The following is a 24,349-nucleotide window of genomic DNA, read 5'->3' as shown; positions in this document are numbered from 1 at the left end:
TCAATCATCGCCATCTTAAAGGCGTTAACCGTTCTGTTTTCGACACTGGAAGAAGCAGTAATCGCTTAACCATTTTCCCAATTTCTTCTTCGGAAAGCTTTGAAATTCTGGAAATTTTGTATCCATGCTCATTAAGGAAAGCAATGTTCAGAATCTTTTGAAGGCAGGAGCTATCGTAGGTTCATATGTTAGTTGAAGTGCGATCTGGAGTAAAAATATTATAACGTTTTTCCCAAATCCTGATGGTGTGAGCTTTAATACCACTAAGATGTTCCAGGTTCTTAATGCTGAAATTTTGTTTTACAAGGGTTACGGTGTGGGCTGGTACAAAAAGCTTGAGATCTATAGTCTCAGAACCTGAAAAGGTATTAATTTTCTATTATTTTATAACTAAGCAGACTATAGCTATTGGGCTCTGCTACAGTAAATTCCAGCATTCCGTTTGCCCCTGTAGTTGTCTCAAAAGTTTCTCCCGGATGTAAAAGTGGAGATATCCTTACCGTTTTACTTCCTTCTAACCAGGTTTCCATTTTAAAATTATTTTCCGCATTATTTTCTCTAAAAATCAGGAAATAACCTGTCTTTTCTTGTATAGACTGAAAACCTGTCCAGGTAAAACCTGTTGGCATATTGCCTATTGGAAGTATTGTGCCCGCATGTATGTCGTTCATAACAATTTTATACTTTTTCACGACAGGGGCAACGCTAAAAGCTTCTTCTGGCAGTGAAGATAATTCCATCCAGGCAAGGGGCTGGCTCATCATACTTGTAGCAAAGAGATATTCAAAGTCATAATTTATTGGAGCCAAAGAGTCATTTTCTGCATATTTATCACTATTTCTCCATTTGTTTAAAAACTCTATCTGAAGGTTTTTGGGAGGTATATATTTGGAAAGCATCCAAAGGTTGCGTAGTGTTCTGGTAGGATAGTAGTTTCCCCAATCTGTGTACCTGTTTTCAAGAAAAATATTTCCGTATTCGTTCATATAAAAAAAGCCTGTCCTTCTACCTGCCGTGGCATCAAGGTTAAAGAAAACTTCTCCACCGCTTGCAACTTTAACAGAATCCAGTAAAAACCTGAGGTTCCTATCTGCTTCTTTGTCCTGGATTTCAATACCATCCATTTTAAAGTATTTGATATCGTACCTGCGGTACAAATCGATGAGGATTTCTGCATCCTGGCGCCAATTTTTAAAGCTGCTCCCGCTGCTGGGATGAAACCATAAGGCCGGTTCAATTTCTAAAGATCTTGCTTTCTGTACAACAGGCTCCAGCCCGTTGGGGAAGCGCGTGGGATGCGGTTTCCAACTTTCTTTGTCCCATAGCCTCCATAGTTTTCCTTTCTCACTTCCGGAGTTCTTTGAAAGGCCGGTTTGCCAACCATCATCCAATTGAAAATGAGTTATCCCCAGTTTTGCCCCTGCTTCTAATTCCTGAAGAACAAACTTCTCATTCATTCGCTCATCGCGGCTCCTGTCGCCCCAGGTATTGGCCATGATCATTTTTCCCTGATCCTGATTAAACGGACTTTTAGCTTTTAAGTAGGTTTTTATGGCTGTGAGGGTTTTTAGAGCAGAGTTTCCGCCAGCGCCTATTACATAGCCATAGCCCCTGGTCCAACCTTCGTTGTTTATATCTTCCGGTTCCAGGCCTATGCCGTGAATTGCCAGTTTTCCTGCTTGTACCGTGATGTCATGTCCCGGATATGCGAGTTGCATTTTGTCCAGTGGAGCTTCCTTTAAGATAAAGAACCGGTTTCCAGATGGCAATTCCTCTGCAATAAAAACATTGCCGGACAATTTAATCGGCTTTGTGTAAATAATCAGAGATTTTTCATGCACTAAATTGTTATTATCGTCTGTAGCATCGTTAAACTCCACCGCCTTTATACTCCAATGATTTCCCTGAATCCCCAGAAATCCTATTCTGCCTGCCTCACTTACAGTTTCTGAAGTTTCCACCTCTACCTCTACACCATCCGGATTTACTATTTTACTGTGTTTCTTTTGCCAGGAGACCCGGCCGCGGTAATACAATTCAACTGCAACAGCAGGGGTCTCTGGAAAAATCCTGAATATCTGGCGGAGTTTCCAATTTTTAAAATTTGTTTCTACCGTTGCGCTGGTATGTGCGGGAATATTTGCAGAGGCAGCATTTTCTTCAACTTTGAGATTAGCCGATATTGGTTGCTCTACATTCTCGTCTATAAGAAAACCTGGCTGATCAGTGGAAAAATGGAAAGAGTTTCCAGTGCCTTTTTCCAAAAGCTGAACAGCTTTCAACGCTCCTCCGTTCCAGAGATATGATAATGCGATTTTGTCGTTTTGAAGAGTAAGCGTGTCATCCCGTAAAAAAGCTTCTGCATTTTGTGCTTGAGCTATGGAACAGGTTAAAAATAAAAACAGTAAGGAGTACCAGATCTTTACTTGCATAGCATCAAATTTTATAAAACAGGAGGATTTTGTAGTAGGGAAGATAATATAAAATGACAAATATCGACGTTTTTTAAGAAATCCGGTTCTATCTTTTGAAGACAAAAGTTGTTCTAATGCAGGATACTACAGGATTAGAATCGAATTAAATAGATATACTTTTATTGATGTGGTTCAAAGGAATTTTTCCCACGGTTAGCAAACCATTCTGTTTTTAATGTTTTTACTTTGAAAAATTTTTACGTTTTTATCTTTCTACTTTTAATTTCTCCTGTTCAGGCGCAAGAGCATCTGGAAAACGAAGGAAGTACGAAGGACTGGTTTTCTTTTACTCCTGAGAATACATATGAGCCGGGAGTCATCGGGATGAACAACTGGTTGGATGCCCCTGCCGGGAATCATGGATTTTTACAAATAGACAGGGATATTTTGCGCTTTGAGGATGGTACAAAGTTTAAATTATGGGGTACAAATATTAGCAGTAGAAACAGTTTTGTAGATGCAAAAACTGCAGATGATTTTGCAAATTATCTGGCCAAATTTGGAATGAACGCAGTCCGGTTTCATAAATTTAGCTGGTATGCCTATGATGGTGAATATTCTACACGTTTTGACAGCGAAAAATTTAAACGTTTTGATTATTTCCAGGCTAAACTGAGGGAGAAAGGTATCTATTATGGCTGGTCACACATTTATGGACATAGGGTTCAGCCGGGTGATAGTACAAAAATGCTCGCCTATGATGAAATTCGAAATCTGGAATTTCCATGGTCGCACCTCGACGGTTCTACTGCCAGTCTTGTAAATTTTGCACCAGATCTGCAAGAGCTAAGTATTGCACTTACCGTAGATATGCTAAACCATATAAACCCTCATACCGGATTGAGATATGCCGATGATCCCGGATTGGCTTTTATTGAATTTCAAAATGAAGACAATATTTTTTGGAGCGCTATAGAACTTTCCCTGAAGCAGGCACCTACTTATAAAGCATTGTTGAACAGGCAGTTTTCAGAATGGCTACAGAAAAAATATGGCTCTCAATCTGCCCTGGAAGAGGCCTGGGGGAAAGAAAATATTCCCAAAGGGGAAAGTCTGTCTCAAAAAAACATATACCCCCAACCTAACCATAGTCTTTTTAGCGGGGAATATGAGTCTGCTTTAAAGGAAGATCGAAACATGGTCACCCATATTCTGGACAAAATGCGATTTTTGTACGAGACCCAGGTTAAATTCTATAAAAAATTCGAAAAAGCGGTAAGGGCGACGGGATACAAAGGAGTTTTAGTGGCCTCTTGCTGGCAGGCAGGTTCTGGTATTTCGCATTTTTATAATTTGCATGCAGACTATCAGGTGGGGATGATAGACAGGCACAATTATTTTGGTGGAGGCGAAGGCGGTCACAGGATGACCCCCGGCGCTGTTAAAAATCAGGCGATGGTATCTAATCCGGGATCAGGTTTATTATCAACAGGGCTGCAACAGGTTGTGGACAGGCCTTTTTTTTTTTCCGAATGGATGAGCCTGGTTCCCAACCAGTGGACCGCCGAGGCTGCGCCTATTATTGCCGCCTACGGGATGGGTTTGCAGGGATGGGATGCCTCTTTTTCTTTTGGGACTGATATTCCCAGTTTTTCAGACTATCTTACTTCAAAAAACAGGGGCGTCTACAACGCGACCAGCCCATTGCACACAGGCCTTTACCCGGCACTGGCCCGAATGGTCCTTAGAAACGATGTAAAGGAAAGTCCTGTTATCGCAACCAGGAATGTACATGTTCCTTCCCTGATAGAGGGAGAATTAGGGTTTGAAGAAAAGGTGGATCAGGGTTATGATGACAAAAGATTTTCCGGGTCTGTCTCTCCACAAACAATGGCAATAGGGAAAATTCCGGTCAATTTTACGCAGAAACCCCGGGAAACAGTTGTTCCCGATTTATCGGCACAACAAGATACGGTTAATAAAATAATCCATTCCATTACCGGGGAGCTAAGCTGGTGGTATGGTGAAAATAAATATTTTACCATCAACACTCCGGGAACAAAAGGAGCGGTAGGTTTTTTGCCGAAGGAAAAGATGGTATTGGATAAGTGGGAATTAATGTCAGATAATCCTTTTGCTGTTATTTTGATAACAAGCCTGGAGCAGGGGAAAAACCTAAATCAATCCAAAAGGATCCTTGTAACAGCAGTTGCCAGAGGTAAAAATACGGGCATGCTTTACAACAAATCCGGGGATAGCCTGATTCAGACAGGGGATAGCCCCCTGCTGCTGGAACCTGTAAATTTCAGTTTAAGGATGCCTGGTAAAGAAGAATATAGTATTGAAGTTCTGGATCACAATGGGTTACCTACAGGTAATACCAAAAATTCAAAACAGGGAAAAATTGAAATAAAAGGTCGGGAGAGTAAGAGTATATGGTACCTCATTGAGAAACAGTAGATCGAAAATTGACATTTTTTCATGTGCTCTTTTTTAAGCTCAATATGGAAAAAAAACTCTTTTTTAGCCGGAAAAAGCATTTTTTAGTGATGGATTTAGATCAAAAACGGTCTGAACCAGAGATTTCCGGCCTCTTTTCTCAAATTTGCAATAGTATATTCCCGTTTTTTTCTGAATATGCTATCGCGGAAATAGAATTTACATCTCAATAAGGCCTGTTGTAAGTAAAATTGACATTTTCAGTAATCTGCTTTGGAGGATATGAAGCGAAAATCTTTTCTGTATTCTGATTTTTGATTACAGGGAGGTACAGGATGCACTGCAATCTCTAAAACTCTACTTTTATCTTGAAATCCTGAATCGGGAGAGAATATCCTTTTGAAATTAATCATTATTGTAAGAAAAAATCAATATGAAGCTGTTTTTTACTATTCTATTTGTCATTTCCACCATATCTGTAAAAGCACAGGAACGGTATATTGATGATATTTTTGAATTTCAAGAACCCGTTACAAAGACTTATACTTCCAAAGATGGAGAAGATCTGAAACTGGACCTATACCAGCCGGTAAAGGACAATTTGGAAAAAAGACCACTGATCGTTTTTATGCACGGCGGGGGATTTTCTGGTGGCACCAGGAAAAGTGAATCTGAAGTTAAATTTGCGCAGGCGGCAGCAGCAAAAGGATACGTGGCTGTTTCCATTTCTTATCGGCTAACCAGAAAGGGGAAATCCTTTAATTGTGATTTTGCTGCTGACGGAAAAATCGAGACCTTCAAAATGGCTGCTGAAGATTTTTTAGATGCTGTAAAGTTTCTGATAGATAATAAGGAAGAATTTGGAATAGACCCTTCAAAGATTATCGTGGGAGGCAGTAGCGCAGGGGCTGAGGCGGTTTTAAATGCTGTCTATAACAAGAGCCTGTTGTTTGAAGAAACTGAATATAAGGATATTAAATTCGCCGGGGTTTTCTCCCTTGCCGGTGCTTTACTTGATGCCCGTTATATAACAAGGGAAAATGCCGTTCCTGCCATTTTTTTTCACGGAACTCAGGACAAGGTGGTTCCTTATGTAACGGCGCCACACCATTATTGTGATAAAAGTAAACCCGGATATCTTATTCTGGATGGTTCAAAAACAATAGCGGAAAAACTAAAAGAATTAGACGTTTCCTATGCCTTATATAGCGTAGAAGGTGGAGGGCACGGGGTTTCCCGGATGCCCTTTGAGGATTTGCCCGAAGTATTTGAATTTTTTAAGCGCATGTTCCTGGAAGAAAGTGAAATTCAGGTAAATTTTGTAAAGCAGTTAAATGAACAGAAATAGCTGTGCCTTACAAACACATCCGCTTATAACAAAATCTTTATTAAATTATAATGTGTACGAGGAGTATGTATAAGATTAAAATTTCAGCAGGAATAATTTTCTTTTTCATTTTAAATGTATGTGTTGCCCAGAAGGTAAATATTTCTGGAAATTCTGTTAGTACAAGCCATCCAAGGCTTTTTATTTCCGAAGATTTTAAAGAACAGGTTAAGAGAAAAATCGAAAACGACTCGTCTTTAAATTTTCTTCATGATCAAATTCTTACCGCTTCAGATTCTATGCTGCTTCTAGAACCATTAAGCAGGGAGATGACAGGGCGCCGTTTACTTTCGGTTTCCAGAAAGGCCTTAAAAAGATGTTTGTACCTGGCCTATGCCTATCAAACTACTGGTGAAGAACAATACTTAAAGCGTGCGGAAGAGGAAATGCTCGCAATTTCTGCTTTTTCAGATTGGAATCCTTCCCATTTTCTTGATGTAGCCGAAATGACTGCAGGTATGGCAATTGGTTATGATTGGCTCTACAACGGACTTTCAAAATCCTCTCGGGACACCATTAAAGCTGCAATTATAGCAAAAGGTATTGCTCCTTCCTTTGAGCCCGAATATAACGATTGGCTAAAGGTAGAAAACAACTGGAACCAGGTATGCAATACAGGTATTACAATGGGTGCCCTAAGCATTTTAGAAGATAAACCCGGGTTAGCGGAAGAAGTGCTGGAGAGAACTGTAAGATCTATAGAAATTCCGCTGGAGGTTTACAAGCCTGATGGTGTATATCCTGAAGGGCCAATGTACTGGGGTTATGGAACTAGCTTTAATGTGATGTTGTACGACCTTTTACTGTCTGTATTTGGAAAGGATTTTGGAATTGTGCAGGATGAATTCTTACAATCAGTATATTATTTCATGCACGCGACGGCTCCCAGTGGAGACTACTTTAATTACTCCGACAGTAATACTTCCAGGTCAATAGGAACAGTTCAGTATTGGTTTGCTAATTATCTGGAAGATCCGGGAATTCTAAAGGATGAAAGGAAGTTTCTTGAAAAATACATACAAAATTCAAATGTAGTTTCGCCCACCAGCTCCAGTCAAAGATTATTGCCTTTTGCGGTTATCTGGGCTGGATCTGCAGAGGGTGCTGCCATTTCATATCAAAATTCCTTTTTTGGAAAAAGCGAAGTTCCCGTAGCTATGTATAGGAGCAGCTGGGATGATCCAGATGCCTTATACATTGGTATAAAAGGAGGTTCTCCAAGTGCCAATCATGGCCATATGGATGTTGGTTCCTTTGTTTTTGAAATGAACGGGGTGCGTTGGGCTTATGATCTGGGAAGTGAAAGTTACTCTTCCCTGGAAGCTGCGGGATTGGATATTTGGAAAAGCCATCAGGAAAGTGATAGGTGGAAAGTTTTTAGGTATAATAATAGATCGCACAATACTTTAACCATAGATGGAAAGGATCAGAATGTTAAGGGGCATGCCGAAATTGAGAACCTGCACGGGGAGCTCATGGCAGCTTCTATGGATTTAACGGAACTTTACAAGGAATCCATTGAATTTGCGGAGCGTAAATTTGAAGTTATTGATAAGGATCAAATCAAAATTACTGACAGTATATCCAATAATTCTGAGGGATCAACAGTAAGATGGTCTATGTTAACGAAAGCAGATCCCCAAATTTCAGAAGATGGCATTTTAACTCTGAGACAGGATAATGAAGAAATTGAACTTCAGATACTTTCACCGGGCCGTTTAAACTGGCAGGTTTTTATGAGAGATCCCCGGCCTGCAGAACATGATTCCCCTAACCCTGGAATGAAAGTGGTGGGTTTTGAATATAGGTTACAACCTCAGGAACAACACAATGTGACCGTCCTAATAAAGGGGAAATAGATTTTCTTAAAAAATAATTTTGAGTAATAATTCCGCTAAAAGCAAATAGTTTTAAAGAGAATCTAAATATAAACAGCACTTTGTTAATTTTTTCAACCTTAACAGCTAAAAACGAAACCTTATGATGAAATCCTCACTATTCTGTCTCTTTCTTTTTTGTTGTTTTAACCTTGTATTAGGGCAGGAACCTCAATTGACGACACCTTCTTTTTTTGCTGATAATATGGTTTTGCAGCAAAGAGACACAGTGGCAATATGGGGTAAAGATGCTCCAAATCAAACTGTATCGGTAACGGGTAACTGGGGGGAGGAGAGTGTCGTGGTTAGCAATGAGACTGGTAGATGGAGAGCTAATATTGCTACTCCTAAAGCTGGAGGGCCTTATACTGTTTCCATTAAAGGGAGCAGTACAAAAACGATCAAAAATGTATTAATAGGTGAAGTTTGGCTTTGTTCTGGACAGTCCAATATGCAAATGCCAGTAAACGGATATACTAATCAGCCAATTTATGGGAGCCTTGATGCCCTAATCACAGCTAAAAACAAGAATATAAGGTTCTTTCAGGTAGAAAGAAAAGCAAGTGTGGAACCTCTGGACGACGTGGAGGGAGAATGGGTTTCATCTTCGGCATACACTCTTCAGGAATTTAGTGCTCTGGCTTATTTTTTCGGAAAGAATTTAAATGATGTATTAGATGTACCTGTAGCCCTTATTCATACTTCCTGGGGTGGATCCAGCGCTGAGGCCTGGACAGACAAAGAAACTCTTATGAATATTGATAAAGAAACGGAGTTCCTTACTCAGGTTCCGGAGGAAAATGTCAATAAGAAACCAGCCCTTCTCTATAATGCAATGCTTCATCCTTTTATTGGATATGGCTTTAAGGGCATTATCTGGTATCAGGGAGAATCTAATGTTGGTAGATCAAGTGAATATGAAAAGCTTTTTTCTTCAATGATTACCTCATGGAGACAAAAGTGGAATAAAAACTTTCCTTTCTATTTTGTGCAGATAGCGCCATACAATTATGGTGACGGAAGTAATTCTGCTTTTTTGAGAGAGGCACAGCTAAAAACGATGGAGACTCTGGATAAGACGGGCATGGCGGTAACAATGGACGTTGGGAACTGTACAAATATCCATCCCGGAAATAAAAAAACTATAGCAGATAGATTATCTTATTGGGCGTTGGCTAAAGACTATAACATTGAAGGGATTCCTTTTAGTGGCCCGGTATTTTCCGAGATGGAAGCTGAAGATCATAGGTTGATTTTGCAATTTAAATATGCCGAAAATGGTTTTTATAGTGAAAATGATGAATTGAAAGGTTTTGAAGTTGCAGGCTCTGATAAAAAATTTCATCCTGCACAGGCAATAATCAACAGGAATAAAACAATTACCGTAAGTTCAGAAGAAGTAAAGAAACCTGTTGCAGTACGATACGCTTTTAAAAATTGTATTGAAGGAACCCTGTACAATACATATGGCTTACCTGCCTCTTCTTTTAGAACAGACTCCTGGGCCGAGTAAGTTTTTAACTTAACCAGATTTCCTTTTAATAAAGACTAGTGTTATCCAGAGAAATCTGTATAATACCTACGCAGTTATTTTAAGCTCTAAGATCTTCTTCGAAGCCCTCTCTTGAAAAATACTAAGTACTGTAATTCTGCATAGAGATATTCTGATTAAACAGTTATTTCCCTGTCCCATTGTTAAGGCTGGGGCAGGGGTGTTGTTTCTAACCTCACCGGATACTTAAAAGGATCAAAGTCCCACAAGAGGGGTAATAGAAAATAAACTGCTGCGGTCAATAATATAATTGAAATTATATTCATCCAGAGACCGGTTTTTACCATATCTGCTATCCTGAGGTATCCCGAGCCGAAGACGACTGCATTTGGGGGAGTGGCTACAGGAAGCATAAAGGCACAGGAAGCCGCCACTGTAGTACCTACCAGTAGTAAATATGGGTTTAGGTCCAAATTAATAGCAATGGGTGCCAAAATAGGCAAAAGCATTGCAGTTGTCGCCAGGTTTGAGGTGAGTTCTGTAATAAAGTTCACGCTGCATACAATTACCATTATCAGTAATATTAGTGGCAGGGCTTGCAACAAAGTCATTTGTGTTCCAATCCACAGGGCAAGACCTGTTATTTCAAATCCTGACGCAAGAGCCATACCACCACCAAAAAGTAAAATAATCCCCCAGGGCATTTTCACGGCCTCTTCCCACTTAATTATTTTATCTGTACCGTCTTTTGCAGGTATGGTGAAGAGAACAATGCCGGCCATCATGGCAATAATGGTATCATCAATATTTGGAAAGATCAATTCCAGAAGGAATGGCCGTGTAATCCAGCAGAATGCTGTTAGAACAAATACTGCTAAAACCTTTTTTTCTTCCTTTCCCATTGGCCCCAGTTTAGCAATGAGTTTACTGATTTCCTCCTCGCCACCCGGAAACTTCATTTCCCTGCAAGGAAACGCGACCCGGGTAAGGTAAAGCCAGCAGATAACTAACAGAAGCCCGGCAATGGGCAGTCCAAATTTGAACCATTGCCAAAAAGTAATCTCAATATTATAGACTTCCTGTACATATCCTGCGAGAACCAGGTTTGGAGGAGTACCAATTAAAGTAGCCATACCTCCAATAGAAGCACTATAAGCAATACTAAGCATTAGTGCCTTGCCAAACAAAGGATTTTCCTCTTCCTGAGTGGTTTTTTTTTCCTGTAACTGTTTTACTATAGACATTCCAATAGGTAACATCATTACTGAAGTGGCTGTATTTGATATCCACATGGAAAGAAAAGCCGTAGCCAGCATGAAACCAAGGATGATACTCGATACGCTGGTGCCAACAAGCCTGAGTATGTGCAGCGCAATTCTTTTATGCAAGTTCCATTTTTCTATGGCGATGGCCAGTATAAATCCACCCATATAGAGAAATATATACCTGTGCCCATAGGAAGCTGTTGTGGTAGAGAGATCCACCGCTCCAGAAAGAGGGAATAAGATGATGGGTAGAAGTGCCGTAACGGCAATTGGTACAGCTTCAGAAACCCACCAGATAGCCATCCAAAGAGTAGCACAAAGAATATCAAAAGCACTTTCCGGCATTCCCTGAGGTGCCCCCAATTCTTGTAATACTAAATACAGAACCGGGCCCAGGACTAAAAATATATTTCTTTTAATTCTCACTAATAGTATTTTTTATTAAGTATTTAGGCTTCAGGAGTTTCGCTTTATTCTCTTGAACGTTTCTGAAGTTTGCTGAAGATTAAGAACAGGCAACCGCAAAAAATCCATGCAGGTAAAGTGAGGAAGGAAAGGAATATCTCAAACCGGAGGGATAAAACGTAAAAAACACCAAAGCTTATAAGCCACGCCCAAAATACCGCCTGATTAAATTTGGAACCGGTTTTCTCTGCGTAAAAAGATGTTATTCCTGCTTTCTTCCCAAAGTAATAATCAAACACTATTATTGCTCCTATAGGAGCGAGAATAAATCCATAAAAGGCAACAAAACCTAAAAGTTTCATAGCAAAGGCAGGGAAAAGACCTGCAATTGTAGCTAATCCTCCTGCAATAATAGTAACCCAAAATGTAGATGTTTTGGGGATAATTGCCTGAAAAGCCAGTCCCGCCCGATATATTGTGGGATTAGCTGTTGTCCATCCTGCAAGAATTACTGCTATTATTCCAAAAAACCCAATAGCATTATAGGCTAATGGTCCCGGCGCAACCGGTGGTGCTTCCCCGTTATTTATAAAGACTGCTGCCTCTGGCGATTTCAGATAAACCGCATAGAGCAATGCAGCCGAAATCCAGGCGATATAATGTCCTACATAAATTCCGCCTGCCGTAGTCCATCCCGCCCTGGCATTTTTGGCATAACGAAAAACAGAAAGATCAGACATCCCGATATGCATAGCGGCATTGGTAAACCAGGACCAAAGCACTACGTGCCAAAAGGTGTACTTTATTTGTCCGGGAAAAGGGTCTCCTCCTTCTCCCCAGATATTCCAAAAATCGGAAAAGCTGTTTACATCCAGTTGTACAAGGGCCACTCCTCCACATACCAGGAATGCCAGTACAATAAAGGGAGACATAAAATTGGCTGCTTTTGCAACTGTACTATAGCCCCGGGCTGCAATTAAAGATATAACTGCACCAATACACAATACAATCACAACCCAGGTAAAACTGGTAGGCATAGTATCTGTAAGGCGGGGCATTTCCATGTTAAAAGGAATCCCTACGGCCGTCGCGGAAACGGTAATCATGGAACCTGCCAAAAAGCAAAACAATACACCGTTGGCCAAATTATAAATAGTCACCAAACGGGTCCCGCAGATTTTTTCAAGATGGAAATAAAGGGTGTATCTGAATTTTGTTCCTATTTCTGCGGTTAAAAAGCGCCAGCTTAGTACAGCTAAAAAATTTCCGATCAATAATCCTATAATAAGGTCAAAAGCACTAACCCCGGTGGTTAGGAAGAGTGGTCCTATAATAAACTCTGTCCCTGCAGCATGCTCGCCCGCGTACATTCCCAGAAAACTTTTCCAGTCTTTCCACTGGGATTGCGGCACAGGTTCCCTCTCAAATTCTCCGGAGGTCTGAACTTCCAATACTTCTTTTTCTTGTTGGGCTAAACTCATCTTTTTAGATTATTATAGTGGTATTACTTACCGCTCCCTGTGCACCAACAACCAGGGACTGCTCGATATCTGCGGTTTTCGAGGGACCGGCGATCAATACACAATATCCCGTTTCGGATATTTTGATTTTTTGATAAGCCTGGTGCATTGTGGGAACAATATTTTTATGGTTAATGATCATTAAAGTATGTTCACAGGCAAAGGTCGATATTCGTTGTTTTAAGATGCTGTCATCAAACCAAAGTCCACCGTTCTCTGCCACACCCAGTTTTGCTTCAGCAATAAAAAGATCGACAGGCGTTTGTGTAAAATCTACTTCAGAAGGATTAGCTTCAATTTTTAATGTATCGTAAAAAGTTGTTGCCAATGGAAAATTTTTGCTTATAAACTCCTTCAGGTAAGTTTGCAGAGGAACTTCAGAATCTATTATACTCACCACGTTGCTCATATTGCCAGTGGAAACCGAAATAAAGTCTTTAATAAGTTCTTCCCGCGGCACATCATGCTGAAAAACAGATAAATCGGGCAACGCAACCAGTTCCGGTTTATTCTTCTTTATCTTCTCTAAAATCGCTGACTTACTCATTCCTGTTCTTTTTATACCATTGCTTAAATCCTTCTTTTGGAGCATCGGGTAAATCGCGCTGTTTTCCCCATGCATTGAAATTATTATAAATCATAAAACCTGGTAAATTACGCAGTGAACCCCGGGCAATTTTCCCCAAAGAATTATATACTGAAGGATTCTCGAATACCTTCGTAGTAATTTTCAGCGGAATGGTTTTCGATTTTGGAAGTTCATTATTTTTATAAATTTCCTGTCGCCATTTATACAGCTGCTCATGGATATCAATCTTTACCGGACAAACGTTACTACAGGAACCGCACAAAGTGGATGCAAAAGGTAAATCGCTATACTCTTTAAGGTTCTTGTTTGGTGATAAAATAGCTCCTATTGGACCCGGAATTGTAGAATGATAACTGTGCCCCCCACTTCTCCGGTAAATAGGACAAGTGTTCATACACGCACCACAACGGATGCATTTTAAACTGTTTCTGAAATCTTCTTTTCCCAAATGCGTGCTCCTGCCGTTATCCACGATAACCACATGCATTTCTGCACCGGGTCTGGGTTGGTGGTAGTGGGAAGTGTAAATGGTGCTGGGCTGTCCGGTAGCACTTCTTGCAAGCAACCGGATGAAAACGCCCAGATGTTCCGCCTTTGGAAGCAGCTTTTCTATACCCATACAATGAATTTGCACCGGGGCGGAATGACAGCCCATGTCTGCATTTCCTTCATTTGTGCATATTACCACTCCGCCTGTTTCTGCTATTCCGAAGTTGACTCCGGTTATGGCTGCATCGGCTTCAAAAAACTTGTTCCGCAGATGGGTGCGAGCAGCCTTGGTTAAATATGTAGGATCAGAATTGTCTTTTTCGGTGCCCAACTTTTGATGAAAAAGTTCACCTACTTCTTCCTTTTTTATGTGAATAGCAGGTAGCACCACATGGCTAGGTGGTTCTTTTCGCAGCTGTATTATACGCTCACCAAGATCTGTATCAATAATTTCGATGTCCCTTTCTTCCAGAAAATCGTTTAGCTTACATTCTTCGGTAAGCATGGATTTGCTTTTTACGATCTTCCTCGCGTTGTGCTTTTCCAGGATTTCACCAATAATCCTGTTGTGATCTGCTGCATCTTCAGCCCAATGCACAATAACTCCGTTTTTCTTTGCTTCAGTTTCAAATTGTACAAGATAATTATCCAGATTACTCAGGACATTATCCTTAATTTGTGAAGCAGTCTCACGCAACAATTCCCATTCAGGAAGCTGTTCTGCACTGGCATCCCGCTTTTCCCGTACATGCCATAAGGCCTTATCGTGCCAATCTGTACGAGCTTCATCCTTAATGAAATTATCTGCTCTTTTAGAGTGTTGACTCATAATTGATCTCCGTTTAAAATATTGGCGATATGAACGATTTTGGGTCCGGATTTTTGTCTTTTAGCTATTCCCTGTAAATGCATAAGGCATGACATGTCTCCGGAGGTGAGGACTTCTACATTATTTTGATTATGATCTGCCAGGCGATCTTTTCCCATTTTTACTGAAACGGCTTCTTCTGCAACGGCAAAGGTTCCTCCAAAGCCACAGCACTCATCTGCCCGGTTAAGCATAGCCAAATCGATACCGTTCACCATTTTTAGAACTTTGTCCCATTTTGAAGGAATATTGCTCATTAATTCTGAAGGTTTTCCCAGGTGCATTCCTCGCAGGCCATGACAGCTTTGGTGCAGGCCGACCCTGTGCGGAAAACTCGCTTCCAGATGATCGATTTTCAAGACGTCGACCAGAAATTCAACAATATCGAACGTCTGTTTCCGCAGATGTTTAATTTCTTCTGTTTGCTCAACAATATCATAATGTGATCTTATGTGATGCACACAACTTGGGGAGGGAGCTACTATATATTCGCAGCTGAAAAAAAGGTAGGCTAAATCATGATAAATCTTTTTTCCCTCTTGTTCCATCCCGCTATTTGCCATAGGTTGCCCACAGCAAGTCTGCTGATTGGGAAAAATAACTTCACAATTATGCTTTTCCAGCAACTGAAGTGTTGCAATACCAACTTCAGGAAAGAATTGATCTATATAACAGGGAACAAAAAGTCCTACTTTCATTAGTTATTTGCTTGTATTTAAAATTTCAGAAAAAACGGCATAAGCTTTTTCATTCTGTAATTCTCTTTTAGAAATTTGGACGTAACCTTTTTATTAGATATTACCATAGCTGCACCTAAGGCAGAACCCAATGGAGACTGCGTCGAAAGAATTTTAAATTTACTGAAGTGATGCGACATTAATTTCATAAAAACATCATTATCTGTAAACCCTCCATCAATATAAATCCTGTTAATATCTGAATTGCCAATCGCTTTAGTGATTGTCTGGATTTGAAGCTCCATAAGTTCTATCATTAACTGATGGTATGCTTCTTCAAAAGTTTTAAAAGGTTCCAAATCTGTTTTATGAAGTTGCTTTCTTTTAAGAGAAATACCTTCAAATTTAAAATATATAGAAGGTTTCTGCACCAGTTTCAGATATAGCTCCTGGTCAAACTTCACAGTGCGGTGATAACCATATTCCTTTCCATAATATTTACTAAGGATTTCAACCTGGACACGGTATTCATTTCCCATAAAAAAGCGGGAAGCTTTTACTCTTTTTCCGTCTACCCTTAAGTAATTGAGGCAGTTGTTCCGAACATCTTCTCTGGAAAGCTTTTCAGAATTAAAAGGATTTAAGGCAATGCTCCATGTTCCTGTGGACAGCAGTAAAAACGGCTTCTTTTTACTCAGGATATAAGGCAGCAAAGCCGATGAGCTGTCATGAATCCCTACGCCTATCTTTAATTTTTTTCCTTTGTAAGAAGTGTTAATACTTGCTGAAGTTGGTACTATGGTAGCCAGGATTTTGTCTATGCCTTCCCGATAAACCCAATCATGGTAATCTTCCTTCTCATAATTCCATAAATTGGTGTGGCAACCAACACTTGTGTAATCACTTACAGGAATTCCTGTAAACAAGTAGGATAAATACTGCGGAAGATGAAGACTATACCTGATTTGCTTAAATATCTCCGGTCGCTTCTTCTTTAGCCAATAGAGCTGCATTCCCGAATTAAGCATTCCCGATTGCGGAGAAGCAGTTTCAGTTGCTATTTTGAGTTCTCCACCATACTTTTTGTAGAATTCATTAGAAACAGATTCTTCAATCGATTTCGTGTAATTATATAAAGGGGTAAGCACTTCCCCGTTGTGATCTAAATGAACAAAACTCGCACCGTAGGAAGAAAAATTGACTGCCTTTACTTCAAATTCTTCTCTCTTAAGGATGGCATCAAAAGTAGTTTTAATCCATTTTTGCAGTTCTACTATATTTTCTGAAGGATAACCATCTTCATCTTCGGTTTCCGGCAGGCGTGTATATTCTCTGAAGACCTCCTTATAATTCTTGTCAAACAGGAAGAATTTCTTATTGGTTTTACCAATATCAAAAACGGCTGTAACTTTTACTTTGGTCATTCTAAAAATTTTACAAACCTGTGGCCATTGTTTTTGTTCCTCTTTCTTTAATTAATTCTTTCCGGACTCCCAGTTCCCTGTAGGCTTGTAGTGGATTAACAGCTGCTCCCGATTTCTCCCGAGCAGCTTTCAAGATAGGACGAACATCGTTTCGGTAAGCATCCTGTAAAATTTCCTGGCATCTTACCACATCATGCTCCTGTTGTGCAATTGATAAAGCCTTTTGATCAACCAGAAGTGCCTGGATATAGGCAATTAAAATAGCTTCTAAAGACTGAAGTAAATCTTCCAAAGGATCTTTGGTATTATGACTGGCATCGATCATCCAGGATAAACCCGGGTTTTGCGGATTATTTTTCATTCCATACACTAGCTCGTTAAAAATTAGAAACAAAGCGTAAGGCTTAATAGAACCTACAGTTACATCGTCATCCCCATATTTACTGTCATTAAAATGAAAACCTCCCAATTTTCCCTTCAACATTAAAGTGGCTACAATCTGTTCAATATTAGTGTTTGGTAAATGGTGGCCCAAATCCACGAGCGTATAAGCTCTTTCTCCGCAGGCATTGGCCAGCATAAAAGATGTACCCCAATCCTGAATAACCGTGCTGTAAAAGTTGGGCTCGTAAGGTTTATATTCAATAAATAATTTCCAGTCTTCAGGCATAACTTTGTAAATGCTCTTAAGACTATCTTCGGTGTTATTTAAAGCTCTTTGGAAGTTATTCTGACCAGGAAAATTAGCACCATCTGCCAACCAGACGGTTAAACTTTTAGATCCAAGTTCTTTACCTATTTTAATAACATCTTTATTGTGCTGAATAGCATATTCCCTCGCAGCAGGATCGGTATTGCTGAGTGAGCCGAATTTATAAGTTTCTTTGGCATCAGGCTGATCCTGAAAGGTGTTACTATTCATTGCATCAAAAGCAATTCCGTGGCTTTGAGCCACTTCTTTTATAGCTTTTACATCATCGGGAATGTCCCACGGGATATGTAAGGAAACTGCTCCTGCCGATTTAGTGAGGGCCTGTAAAACACCAATATCGTCCAGTTTTTGTTCTAAAGAAGCAGGTTCCCCCCCATAGGAGAACCTTCCAAAACGGGTCCCGCCCGCTCCCAATGCCCAACTGGGAATTGCCACCTGAAAATCAGCAACTTTTTGTATTATTTTATCAATTGAAATTCCTTTTTTTGAAAATCTATTCTTTAAAAGATCCAGTTCATCGATATAAGAATCTTCCTGTTCTTTATTAAATGCCGATATGTGATCAATGTTTATTCTCATTACCTGATTAACTTTAGGTTAAAATAGAGCCTCACTGTCCCGATCATTATAATCAAAACCCGTGAGGCCATATCTGGATTAACTAACAAACAACTATTTAATCTTACCTAACAAAGGCGTTCGCCATCCCTCCATCTACATTTATAGTGTTACCCGTACTTTTGTCCAATACACCTACAAAGGCAAAAACACCGTTGGCAATATCTTCCGGAAAAATAATTTCCTGTAGTAAATTCCTGTTTGCGTAGTACCTGGGCAGGTCTTCTACTGCCACCCCATATGCTTTGGCACGACCTTCGGCCCATTCTCCTTCCCAAATTTTACTGCCTACAATTACCCCATCTGGATTTACTGTATTTACCCTAATATGGTTACCACCCAATTCTGCAGCGAGCAGGCGGGACATATGTTGTTGTGCAGCTTTTGCTGTACCATAGCCTACATTGTTTGGGCCTGAAACCAGTCCGTTTTTGCTGGCAATACTAATAATATCACCGCCCAACCCCTGTTTCTTCATAATTTCCACACCTTTTTGAGCCATCATGAACTGGCCTTTTACCAGCACATCCTGAAGTATATCCCAGTCTTTAAGTGTAGTATCTTCAAGTGATTTTGAAATGGCAAGTCCTGCAGAATGGACGATAATATCAATTCCTCCAAAGGCTAAACAAGCCTGCTGATAGGCCTTTTCAATAGAATCCTCTATTGTCACGTCACAAACTGCAGCGCTTACCTGATCTTTTTTATAGGTCTTTACAGCTTTTTGTAACGCCTCTTCTGTTACGTCTGTGAGCACAACATTTGCACCTTCTTTTACAAGCTTATCGGCAATTGCTTTCCCTATTCCTCCCGCTGCACCGGTTACAATGGCAACTCTTCTGGAAAGCGGCTTCTCTGCAGGCATTCGTTTTAATTTTGCTTCTTCCAGAAGCCAGTATTCTATATCAAATGCCTCTTGCCTTGGCAATGATGTATATTCAGAAATGGCTTCAGCACCACGCATCACATTAATGGCATTTATATAAAATTCACTTGCCACCCTGGTTGTCTGTTTATTCTTTGCAAAACTGAACATTCCAACTCCCGGATAAATTATAATAACGGGATTAGGATCTCTCACCGCCGGGCTGTTATTGTGCTTGCACTTTTCATAGTATTCTTTGTAATCTTGACGATATTGGGCAAAAGAAGGCTCTAACTTTTTTAATACCTCTTCTGTATCATCTATATCCTCAGAAGCGTCTAAATTTAGAATAAGAGGTTTAATTTTCGTCCGTAGAAAATGATCTGGACATGAGGTTCCCATAGGAGCAAGCCTTTCAAGATCATGACTGTTTATATACTGCAATACAGTATCACTATCTGTAAAATGACCAATCATTTTATTTTCCGAAGAAGCCAATCCGCGTAACAAGGGCATTAACTTTGCGGCCTTTTCTTTTCTTTCTTCGGAAGGGAGACTTTTTATCTTCTGCCCACCAAAAACATCACCTTTTTCTTTAATCTTGTGTTCTATATATTCTGAAGCTGTCTCGATAACTTCCAGGCTGTTCATATAACAATCGTAGGACGTTTCCCCCCATGTAAAAAGTCCGTGGCTTCCCAACACGATCCCTCTTATCCCGGGATTATCTGCCAGGCATTTCTCAAGTTGAAGGCCAAGATCAAAACCAGGCCTTTGCCATGGTACCCAGCCCATACTGTCTCCCCAAATTTCCCTGGTTATTTTTTCACTATCCTTTGCTGCTGCAACAGCGATTAAGGCATCGGGGTGTAAATGATCTATGTGTTTAAACGGAAGCAAACCATGCAAAGGAGTATCTATAGAAGGAGCTTTACTGTTCAAGTCGTAAATACAGTGGTTAAAAAGCCCCACCATTCTGTCTTCATCTTCAAGACCTCCATAAACATTTTTTAAGTTTCTGAGTCTTTCTGTATATAACCCGGCAATACCATCTCTGTCCAGGGTTCCAATATCCCCTCCAGAGCCTTTTACCCACATCACTTCAACATCCTCGTTTGTAAGCGGATCCTTCTCTATGGTTTTACAACTTGTATTGCCGCCGCCATAATTGGTAATCCTTAGATCGGCGCCTAGTATATTAGAACGGTACAGGAATAAAGCAACCTGGTCATCGCCCAAATCGGCGGCTTTTTTCTTATCCCAAAGATAATTTACGTGTTGAAATGTCTTCTCCATAATTTAGGTTAAATTAACAATATATTCCAAAAGTAAATTTTCTATAGAAAGTCTCTGTCCTGTAGTGTACTGCTACTAAAAAAGATTCCTTTAATTAGTATTCAAGTCCTTATAATTACATAATTTTACGGGAATAGCTCATTTTTAGGGAAATCAACTGTTAAAATATTAATAATATGGGGCAAACCATGGACATAAGAATCAATGAAAATTCAAGGGTTCCTAAATATAAACAAATTGTTGATTCTATAATTAATGATATTAGCAGGGGGAATTTAAAGATTGGAGAAAAGATTCCTTCTATAAATGAACTAAGTGAGACCTGCTATCTTTCCAGGGATACCGTAGAAAAAGCCTACAGGGAGCTTAAGGTGCGAAAGGTTATTTTTTCTGTTAAAGGCAAGGGATGTTATACCGCGAAAACAGACCTGATTTCCAAAGTGAATGTTTTTTTTATGGTGAACAAGCCTAGTTCTTATAAAATGATGATCTATAATTCTTTTGTTGATGCTCTTGGTGTAAACGGGCATGTAACCCTCTCTATTTACCATTGTGAAGAATCACTTTTCTTAAAGGCCCTGGAAAAAAACAAAGGAGCTTTCGACTATTACATAATAATGCCGCATTTTAGGGATGAAAACCTGAAACATTTAAGCTTTACAGATGAAGTTTTACAAGCGCTTGAAGATATACCAAAGGACAGGCTTATTTTAATGGACAATCCAAAACCCCAAATATCGGGATCCTATGGTCTGGTATATCAGGATTTTAAGGAAGATATCTATCACGCCCTCATACAGGGAATCAAGAAACTCAGGAAGTACGATAAATTGATACTGGTGTACCCCAGTAAAAGCATTCATCCTTATCCCGTGCGCATCTTGCACGGTTTTCGACAGTTCTGTATTGAATATAACTTTGATTTTGAAATACTGGATCAAATTTATGAAGATATGGAACTTCAAAGCAAGGACACCTACATAACCATTGAAGAAATGGACCTTGTAAATCTGGTAAGACAAATTCGTTGCAAAGGCCTGAAGATGGGGACAGATATTGGAGTAATCTCTTACAATGAAACTCCTCTGAAAGAGCTGTTGGGAATAACTGTAATAAGTACCGATTTTAAAGCAATGGGTGAAGCAGCTGCAAAACTCGTACTTAACAACAAAAAAGAGAAAATAAAGAACGTCTTTAAATTTATTGAACGCAACTCGGTCTAGAAAAGCCTCTTTATTAATCCTAATGTTCTTTAATAGTATTAAAATGAGAATTTTTAGTCCGTTGCCACAAAATCTTACAGGTATTTGCCCTTTGTTCCTAAAAAATTCCGACAGGATCGATAATTGCCATTTTTACCATTGCACCTAAAAATTCCAGGCTCTGTACTTTTTATTTATTCATGTGGTAGCAGGCTGCAATCACTACTACATCAGGTGTTTTTAAAAGATAAATATTGGAATTACTTTAAAAAAGTAGCTGTTGCGCAGCATAGTGCAGGATACATTCAATGTTTAATTTGAATAACTTTGAGCCAATGAAGGATTAAATCTCCCTGAACCTGAAAATGCTACAATTTTTACTACATCATTTACACACAACCGGAAGAATACTTTTTTTATTTCTGTTCATAGGATCTAACTGGAGTTTTAAAACAATAGCGCAGGAGAAACTTAACATTTTAACAGAGGAATGGCAGGCAAAATGGATTACTGCTCCTGAAGGGGGAGCTGAAATTTATGGGGTTTATTTATTCCGAAAAAAAATTAATCTCGATTCAGTTCCGTCATCTTTTGTTATCCATGTTTCCGGTGATAACCGTTATAAATTATACGTTAATAATAATTTCGTTTCCCTTGGTCCGGCAAAGGGCGATGTTGCCCATTGGAATTATGAAACCAGGGATATTGCTCCCTTTTTAAAGAAAGGCGAAAATATTGTTGCCGCAAAAGTATGGAATGAAGGTGATTGGAAACCACTTTCACATATCTCCCTGCGAACAGGATTTATATTACAGGGTGATACCAGGGATGAAGAGATAATTAATACTAACAATAGCTGGCAGGCTAAAAAGGACAACAGCTATTCGCCCTTAGAAGTAAAAATACCAGATCTTTATTATGTTGCAGGCCCGGGTGAACAAATTGATATGCGGGAGCATATAAAGGAATGGAAAACACTGAATTTTGACGATTCCAATTGGTTAAAGGCAACAGAACTTTCCTCTGGTGTGCCAAAAGGTATCACGGTACCGTTTGTCTCTGCAAATAATTGGTTGTTGGTGCCTTCTACGCTTCCTGCCATGGAGATGAAGGAGCAAAGATTAAAGAAAGTGAGGAGAGCAACAGGAGTGGTTATTCCTGCCAGTTTTCCCGCAGAGAAACAATCTGTGGAAATTCCCTCAAATACTGAAGCTACTATTCTACTGGATCAAACATTTCTTACTAATGCATATCCTACTTTTATTTTTAGTGGCGGGAGAGATGCATCTGTAAGCCTTGGCTACGCAGAAGCTTTATATTCTAATTTTCCGGATAAAGGGAATAGAGATGTGATAAAGGAAAAAAGTTTTATAGGAAGAAAGGACAGCCTGATCTCAGATGGTAGCAGGCGCCAGGTTTTCACCTCTTTAAACTGGAGAACGTACAGGTATGTACAGGTAAAAATTTCCACCCGGGATCAACCATTAATAATTGAGGATGTCTTTGGTACTTTTACGGGATATCCTTTTAAATATAATGCGAGACTGGAGGCTCCAGGTAACAAGGTAATAAACGAGATCCTTGACAGAGGCTGGAGAACTGCAAGATTGTGCGCTGTCGACACTTACATGGACACTCCTTATTATGAGCAATTGCAGTATATAGGTGATACTAGGATACAGGCAATGGTTTCACTTTACAACAGTGGTGATGACAGGTTAGTGAAAAATGCACTCTCCCAAATGGACCACTCCAGAGAGCCGGAAGGAGTGACCAGCAGCCGCCACCCCAGCAGGACAAAACAAATTATACCACCGTTCTCACTCTGGTATATTGGCATGTTACACGACTATTGGATGTATGGAGAGGATAGTGAGTTTATAAAGGAAAAGCTGCCGGGAGAAAGGGAGGTACTAAAATTCTTTCGAAGCTATCAGCAAGAGGACGGCTCACTTAAAGATGTCCCATACTGGTCCTTTACAGATTGGGTGGTTAGCAAAGGTTGGGATGCGGGAGTTGCCCCTGCCGGTGAGGGTGGTAATTCTGCTGCTTATGATCTTCAATTACTTTGGGCCTACCAGTTGGCTTCAGAGATGGAAGAGGAATTAGGAATGCAGCAGTATTCTGATCGCTATAAACGGTATTCCCTGGAGCTAAAGAACACTATTCAGAAGAAATATTGGGACGATTCCAGAGGTCTTTTCGCAGATACACCTGAAAAGAACCTGTTCTCCCAGCATGTAAATTCTCTTGCAATATTAACGGGAATGGTTAGCGGGGAAGACGCAACAAAAATTGGGGAAAAATTGTTGTCCAACAAAGACCTGGCCCAGGCTTCAATATATTTTAGATATTACTTGCACCAGGCTCTGGTTAAGGCTGGTTTGGGTAATGATTACATGGAATGGCTGGACGTATGGAGGGAGAACATCAATTTAGGTTTAACCACATGGGCAGAAAAATCACATGTCAGTAGTTCTCGCTCTGACAGCCATGCCTGGGGTGCCAGCCCTAACATTGAATTTTTCAGGACCTTATTGGGAATTGATAGTCAGGAACCCGGTTTTTCAAAAGTAATAATTAAACCACACCTGGGTAATCTAACAGAAGTTAGCGGCGCAATTCCTCATCCAAAAGGAGAGGTTTATGTGAGCTACAGTAAGTTAAAAGAAGTATGGAATATAGAGATCATTCTGCCTTTGCAAATATCGGGTGATTTTAGGTGGAAGGGCAAGAATTACAGTTTGAGGGAAGGCAAAAATAATTTCAGGCTAAACTGATGTTATTTCAAGCCCGAATAAACTTTTACA

The 24,349-nt window shown here is 39.9% G+C and carries 15 protein-coding genes and 1 pseudogene; 6 read left to right on the top strand and 10 right to left on the bottom strand.

Annotated features, from left to right (window positions below; genetic code table 11):
* Both RM545_RS17650 and RM545_RS15065 read right to left on the bottom strand, forming a co-directional pair.
* Positions 1-346, bottom strand: a pseudogene (locus tag RM545_RS17650) (MerR family transcriptional regulator); the annotation flags it as partial.
* 22 nt (positions 347-368) lie between these two features.
* The gene (locus tag RM545_RS15065) at positions 369-2,432 is read right to left on the bottom strand and encodes an alpha-amylase family protein (protein ID WP_311496117.1); all 2,064 of its coding nucleotides are present in this window, start codon (positions 2,430-2,432) and stop codon (positions 369-371) included.
* Between the two features lie 228 nt (positions 2,433-2,660).
* Here RM545_RS15065 and RM545_RS15060 point away from each other — a divergent pair, with 228 nt between their 5' ends.
* The 4 genes from RM545_RS15060 to RM545_RS15045 all read left to right on the top strand — a co-directional run bounded on the left by RM545_RS15060 (position 2,661) and on the right by RM545_RS15045 (position 9,630).
* Positions 2,661-4,874 (top strand): hypothetical protein, encoded by a 2,214-nt coding sequence (locus RM545_RS15060; RefSeq protein WP_311496116.1) that lies wholly within the window; start codon positions 2,661-2,663, stop codon positions 4,872-4,874.
* 412 nt (positions 4,875-5,286) lie between these two features.
* On the top strand, positions 5,287-6,201 hold the full coding sequence (locus RM545_RS15055; RefSeq protein ID WP_311496115.1) for an alpha/beta hydrolase: 915 nt from the start codon (positions 5,287-5,289) through the stop codon (positions 6,199-6,201).
* 65 nt (positions 6,202-6,266) lie between these two features.
* Entirely contained in the window at positions 6,267-8,099 is a 1,833-nt protein-coding gene (locus RM545_RS15050) for a heparinase II/III domain-containing protein (protein WP_311496114.1), read from the top strand.
* Positions 8,100-8,220: 121 nt separating this feature from the next.
* Positions 8,221-9,630, top strand: a complete 1,410-nt coding sequence (locus RM545_RS15045; protein WP_311496113.1) for a sialate O-acetylesterase — start codon at positions 8,221-8,223, stop codon at positions 9,628-9,630.
* Positions 9,631-9,812: 182 nt separating this feature from the next.
* Here the strand turns inward: RM545_RS15045 and RM545_RS15040 are convergent, their stop codons facing one another.
* The 8 genes from RM545_RS15040 to RM545_RS15005 all read right to left on the bottom strand — a co-directional run bounded on the left by RM545_RS15040 (position 9,813) and on the right by RM545_RS15005 (position 20,337).
* Positions 9,813-11,300 carry an SLC13 family permease gene (locus RM545_RS15040; RefSeq protein ID WP_311496112.1) on the bottom strand — a complete coding sequence of 496 codons (1,488 nt, stop codon included), beginning with the start codon at positions 11,298-11,300 and terminating at the stop codon, positions 9,813-9,815.
* A gap of 44 nt (positions 11,301-11,344) precedes the next feature.
* Positions 11,345-12,760, bottom strand: a complete 1,416-nt coding sequence (locus RM545_RS15035; RefSeq protein WP_311496111.1) for a purine-cytosine permease family protein — start codon at positions 12,758-12,760, stop codon at positions 11,345-11,347.
* 4 nt (positions 12,761-12,764) lie between these two features.
* Positions 12,765-13,346: a LutC/YkgG family protein gene (locus RM545_RS15030; protein WP_311496110.1), complete on the bottom strand. Its 582-nt coding sequence runs from the start codon at positions 13,344-13,346 to the stop codon at positions 12,765-12,767.
* Positions 13,339-14,706 carry a lactate utilization protein B gene (locus RM545_RS15025; protein WP_311496109.1) on the bottom strand — a complete coding sequence of 456 codons (1,368 nt, stop codon included), beginning with the start codon at positions 14,704-14,706 and terminating at the stop codon, positions 13,339-13,341. Before RM545_RS15025 ends, RM545_RS15030 begins: the two co-directional genes overlap by 8 nt.
* The gene (locus tag RM545_RS15020; protein WP_311496108.1) at positions 14,703-15,443 is read right to left on the bottom strand and encodes a (Fe-S)-binding protein; all 741 of its coding nucleotides are present in this window, start codon (positions 15,441-15,443) and stop codon (positions 14,703-14,705) included. The genes RM545_RS15025 and RM545_RS15020 overlap by 4 nt, the downstream gene beginning before the upstream one ends.
* Before the next feature lie 17 nt (positions 15,444-15,460).
* Positions 15,461-16,846, bottom strand: coding sequence for an FGGY-family carbohydrate kinase (locus RM545_RS15015; RefSeq protein ID WP_311496107.1), 1,386 nt, complete (start codon positions 16,844-16,846; stop codon positions 15,461-15,463).
* Between the two features lie 10 nt (positions 16,847-16,856).
* Positions 16,857-18,137, bottom strand: coding sequence for a sugar isomerase (locus RM545_RS15010; protein ID WP_311496106.1), 1,281 nt, complete (start codon positions 18,135-18,137; stop codon positions 16,857-16,859).
* 103 nt (positions 18,138-18,240) lie between these two features.
* Positions 18,241-20,337, bottom strand: a complete 2,097-nt coding sequence (locus tag RM545_RS15005; protein WP_311496105.1) for a bifunctional aldolase/short-chain dehydrogenase — start codon at positions 20,335-20,337, stop codon at positions 18,241-18,243.
* A gap of 176 nt (positions 20,338-20,513) precedes the next feature.
* Between RM545_RS15005 and RM545_RS15000 the strand changes: the two genes are divergently transcribed.
* Positions 20,514-21,560, top strand: coding sequence for a GntR family transcriptional regulator (locus RM545_RS15000; RefSeq protein WP_311496104.1), 1,047 nt, complete (start codon positions 20,514-20,516; stop codon positions 21,558-21,560).
* Between the two features lie 344 nt (positions 21,561-21,904).
* Positions 21,905-24,319: an alpha-L-rhamnosidase-related protein gene (locus tag RM545_RS14995; protein WP_311496103.1), complete on the top strand. Its 2,415-nt coding sequence runs from the start codon at positions 21,905-21,907 to the stop codon at positions 24,317-24,319.
* The last annotated feature ends 30 nt before the right edge of the window (positions 24,320-24,349 follow it).

This window comes from Autumnicola lenta (assembly GCF_031846515.1).
In the GTDB taxonomy this organism is placed as follows: Bacteria; Bacteroidota; Bacteroidia; order Flavobacteriales; family Flavobacteriaceae; genus Autumnicola; species Autumnicola lenta.
Note: the sequence above shows the minus strand (reverse complement) of the source record. Positions and strands in the feature narration are given on the sequence as shown.

What these genes read in the sequence shown, in the direction of transcription:
- RM545_RS15065 (WP_311496117.1), bottom strand. Translation starts at nt 2,432, where the DNA reads ATGCAAGTAAAGATCTGGTACTCCTTACTGTTTTTATTTTTAACCTGT.
- RM545_RS15055 (WP_311496115.1), top strand. Translation starts at nt 5,287, where the DNA reads ATGAAGCTGTTTTTTACTATTCTATTTGTCATTTCCACCATATCTGTA.
- RM545_RS15050 (WP_311496114.1), top strand. Translation starts at nt 6,267, where the DNA reads ATGTATAAGATTAAAATTTCAGCAGGAATAATTTTCTTTTTCATTTTA.
- RM545_RS15045 (WP_311496113.1), top strand. Translation starts at nt 8,221, where the DNA reads ATGATGAAATCCTCACTATTCTGTCTCTTTCTTTTTTGTTGTTTTAAC.
- RM545_RS15035 (WP_311496111.1), bottom strand. Translation starts at nt 12,760, where the DNA reads ATGAGTTTAGCCCAACAAGAAAAAGAAGTATTGGAAGTTCAGACCTCC.
- RM545_RS15030 (WP_311496110.1), bottom strand. Translation starts at nt 13,346, where the DNA reads ATGAGTAAGTCAGCGATTTTAGAGAAGATAAAGAAGAATAAACCGGAA.
- RM545_RS15025 (WP_311496109.1), bottom strand. Translation starts at nt 14,706, where the DNA reads ATGAGTCAACACTCTAAAAGAGCAGATAATTTCATTAAGGATGAAGCT.
- RM545_RS15020 (WP_311496108.1), bottom strand. Translation starts at nt 15,443, where the DNA reads ATGAAAGTAGGACTTTTTGTTCCCTGTTATATAGATCAATTCTTTCCT.
- RM545_RS15015 (WP_311496107.1), bottom strand. Translation starts at nt 16,846, where the DNA reads ATGACCAAAGTAAAAGTTACAGCCGTTTTTGATATTGGTAAAACCAAT.
- RM545_RS15010 (WP_311496106.1), bottom strand. Translation starts at nt 18,137, where the DNA reads ATGAGAATAAACATTGATCACATATCGGCATTTAATAAAGAACAGGAA.
- RM545_RS15005 (WP_311496105.1), bottom strand. Translation starts at nt 20,337, where the DNA reads ATGGAGAAGACATTTCAACACGTAAATTATCTTTGGGATAAGAAAAAA.
- RM545_RS15000 (WP_311496104.1), top strand. Translation starts at nt 20,514, where the DNA reads ATGGGGCAAACCATGGACATAAGAATCAATGAAAATTCAAGGGTTCCT.
- RM545_RS14995 (WP_311496103.1), top strand. Translation starts at nt 21,905, where the DNA reads ATGCTACAATTTTTACTACATCATTTACACACAACCGGAAGAATACTT.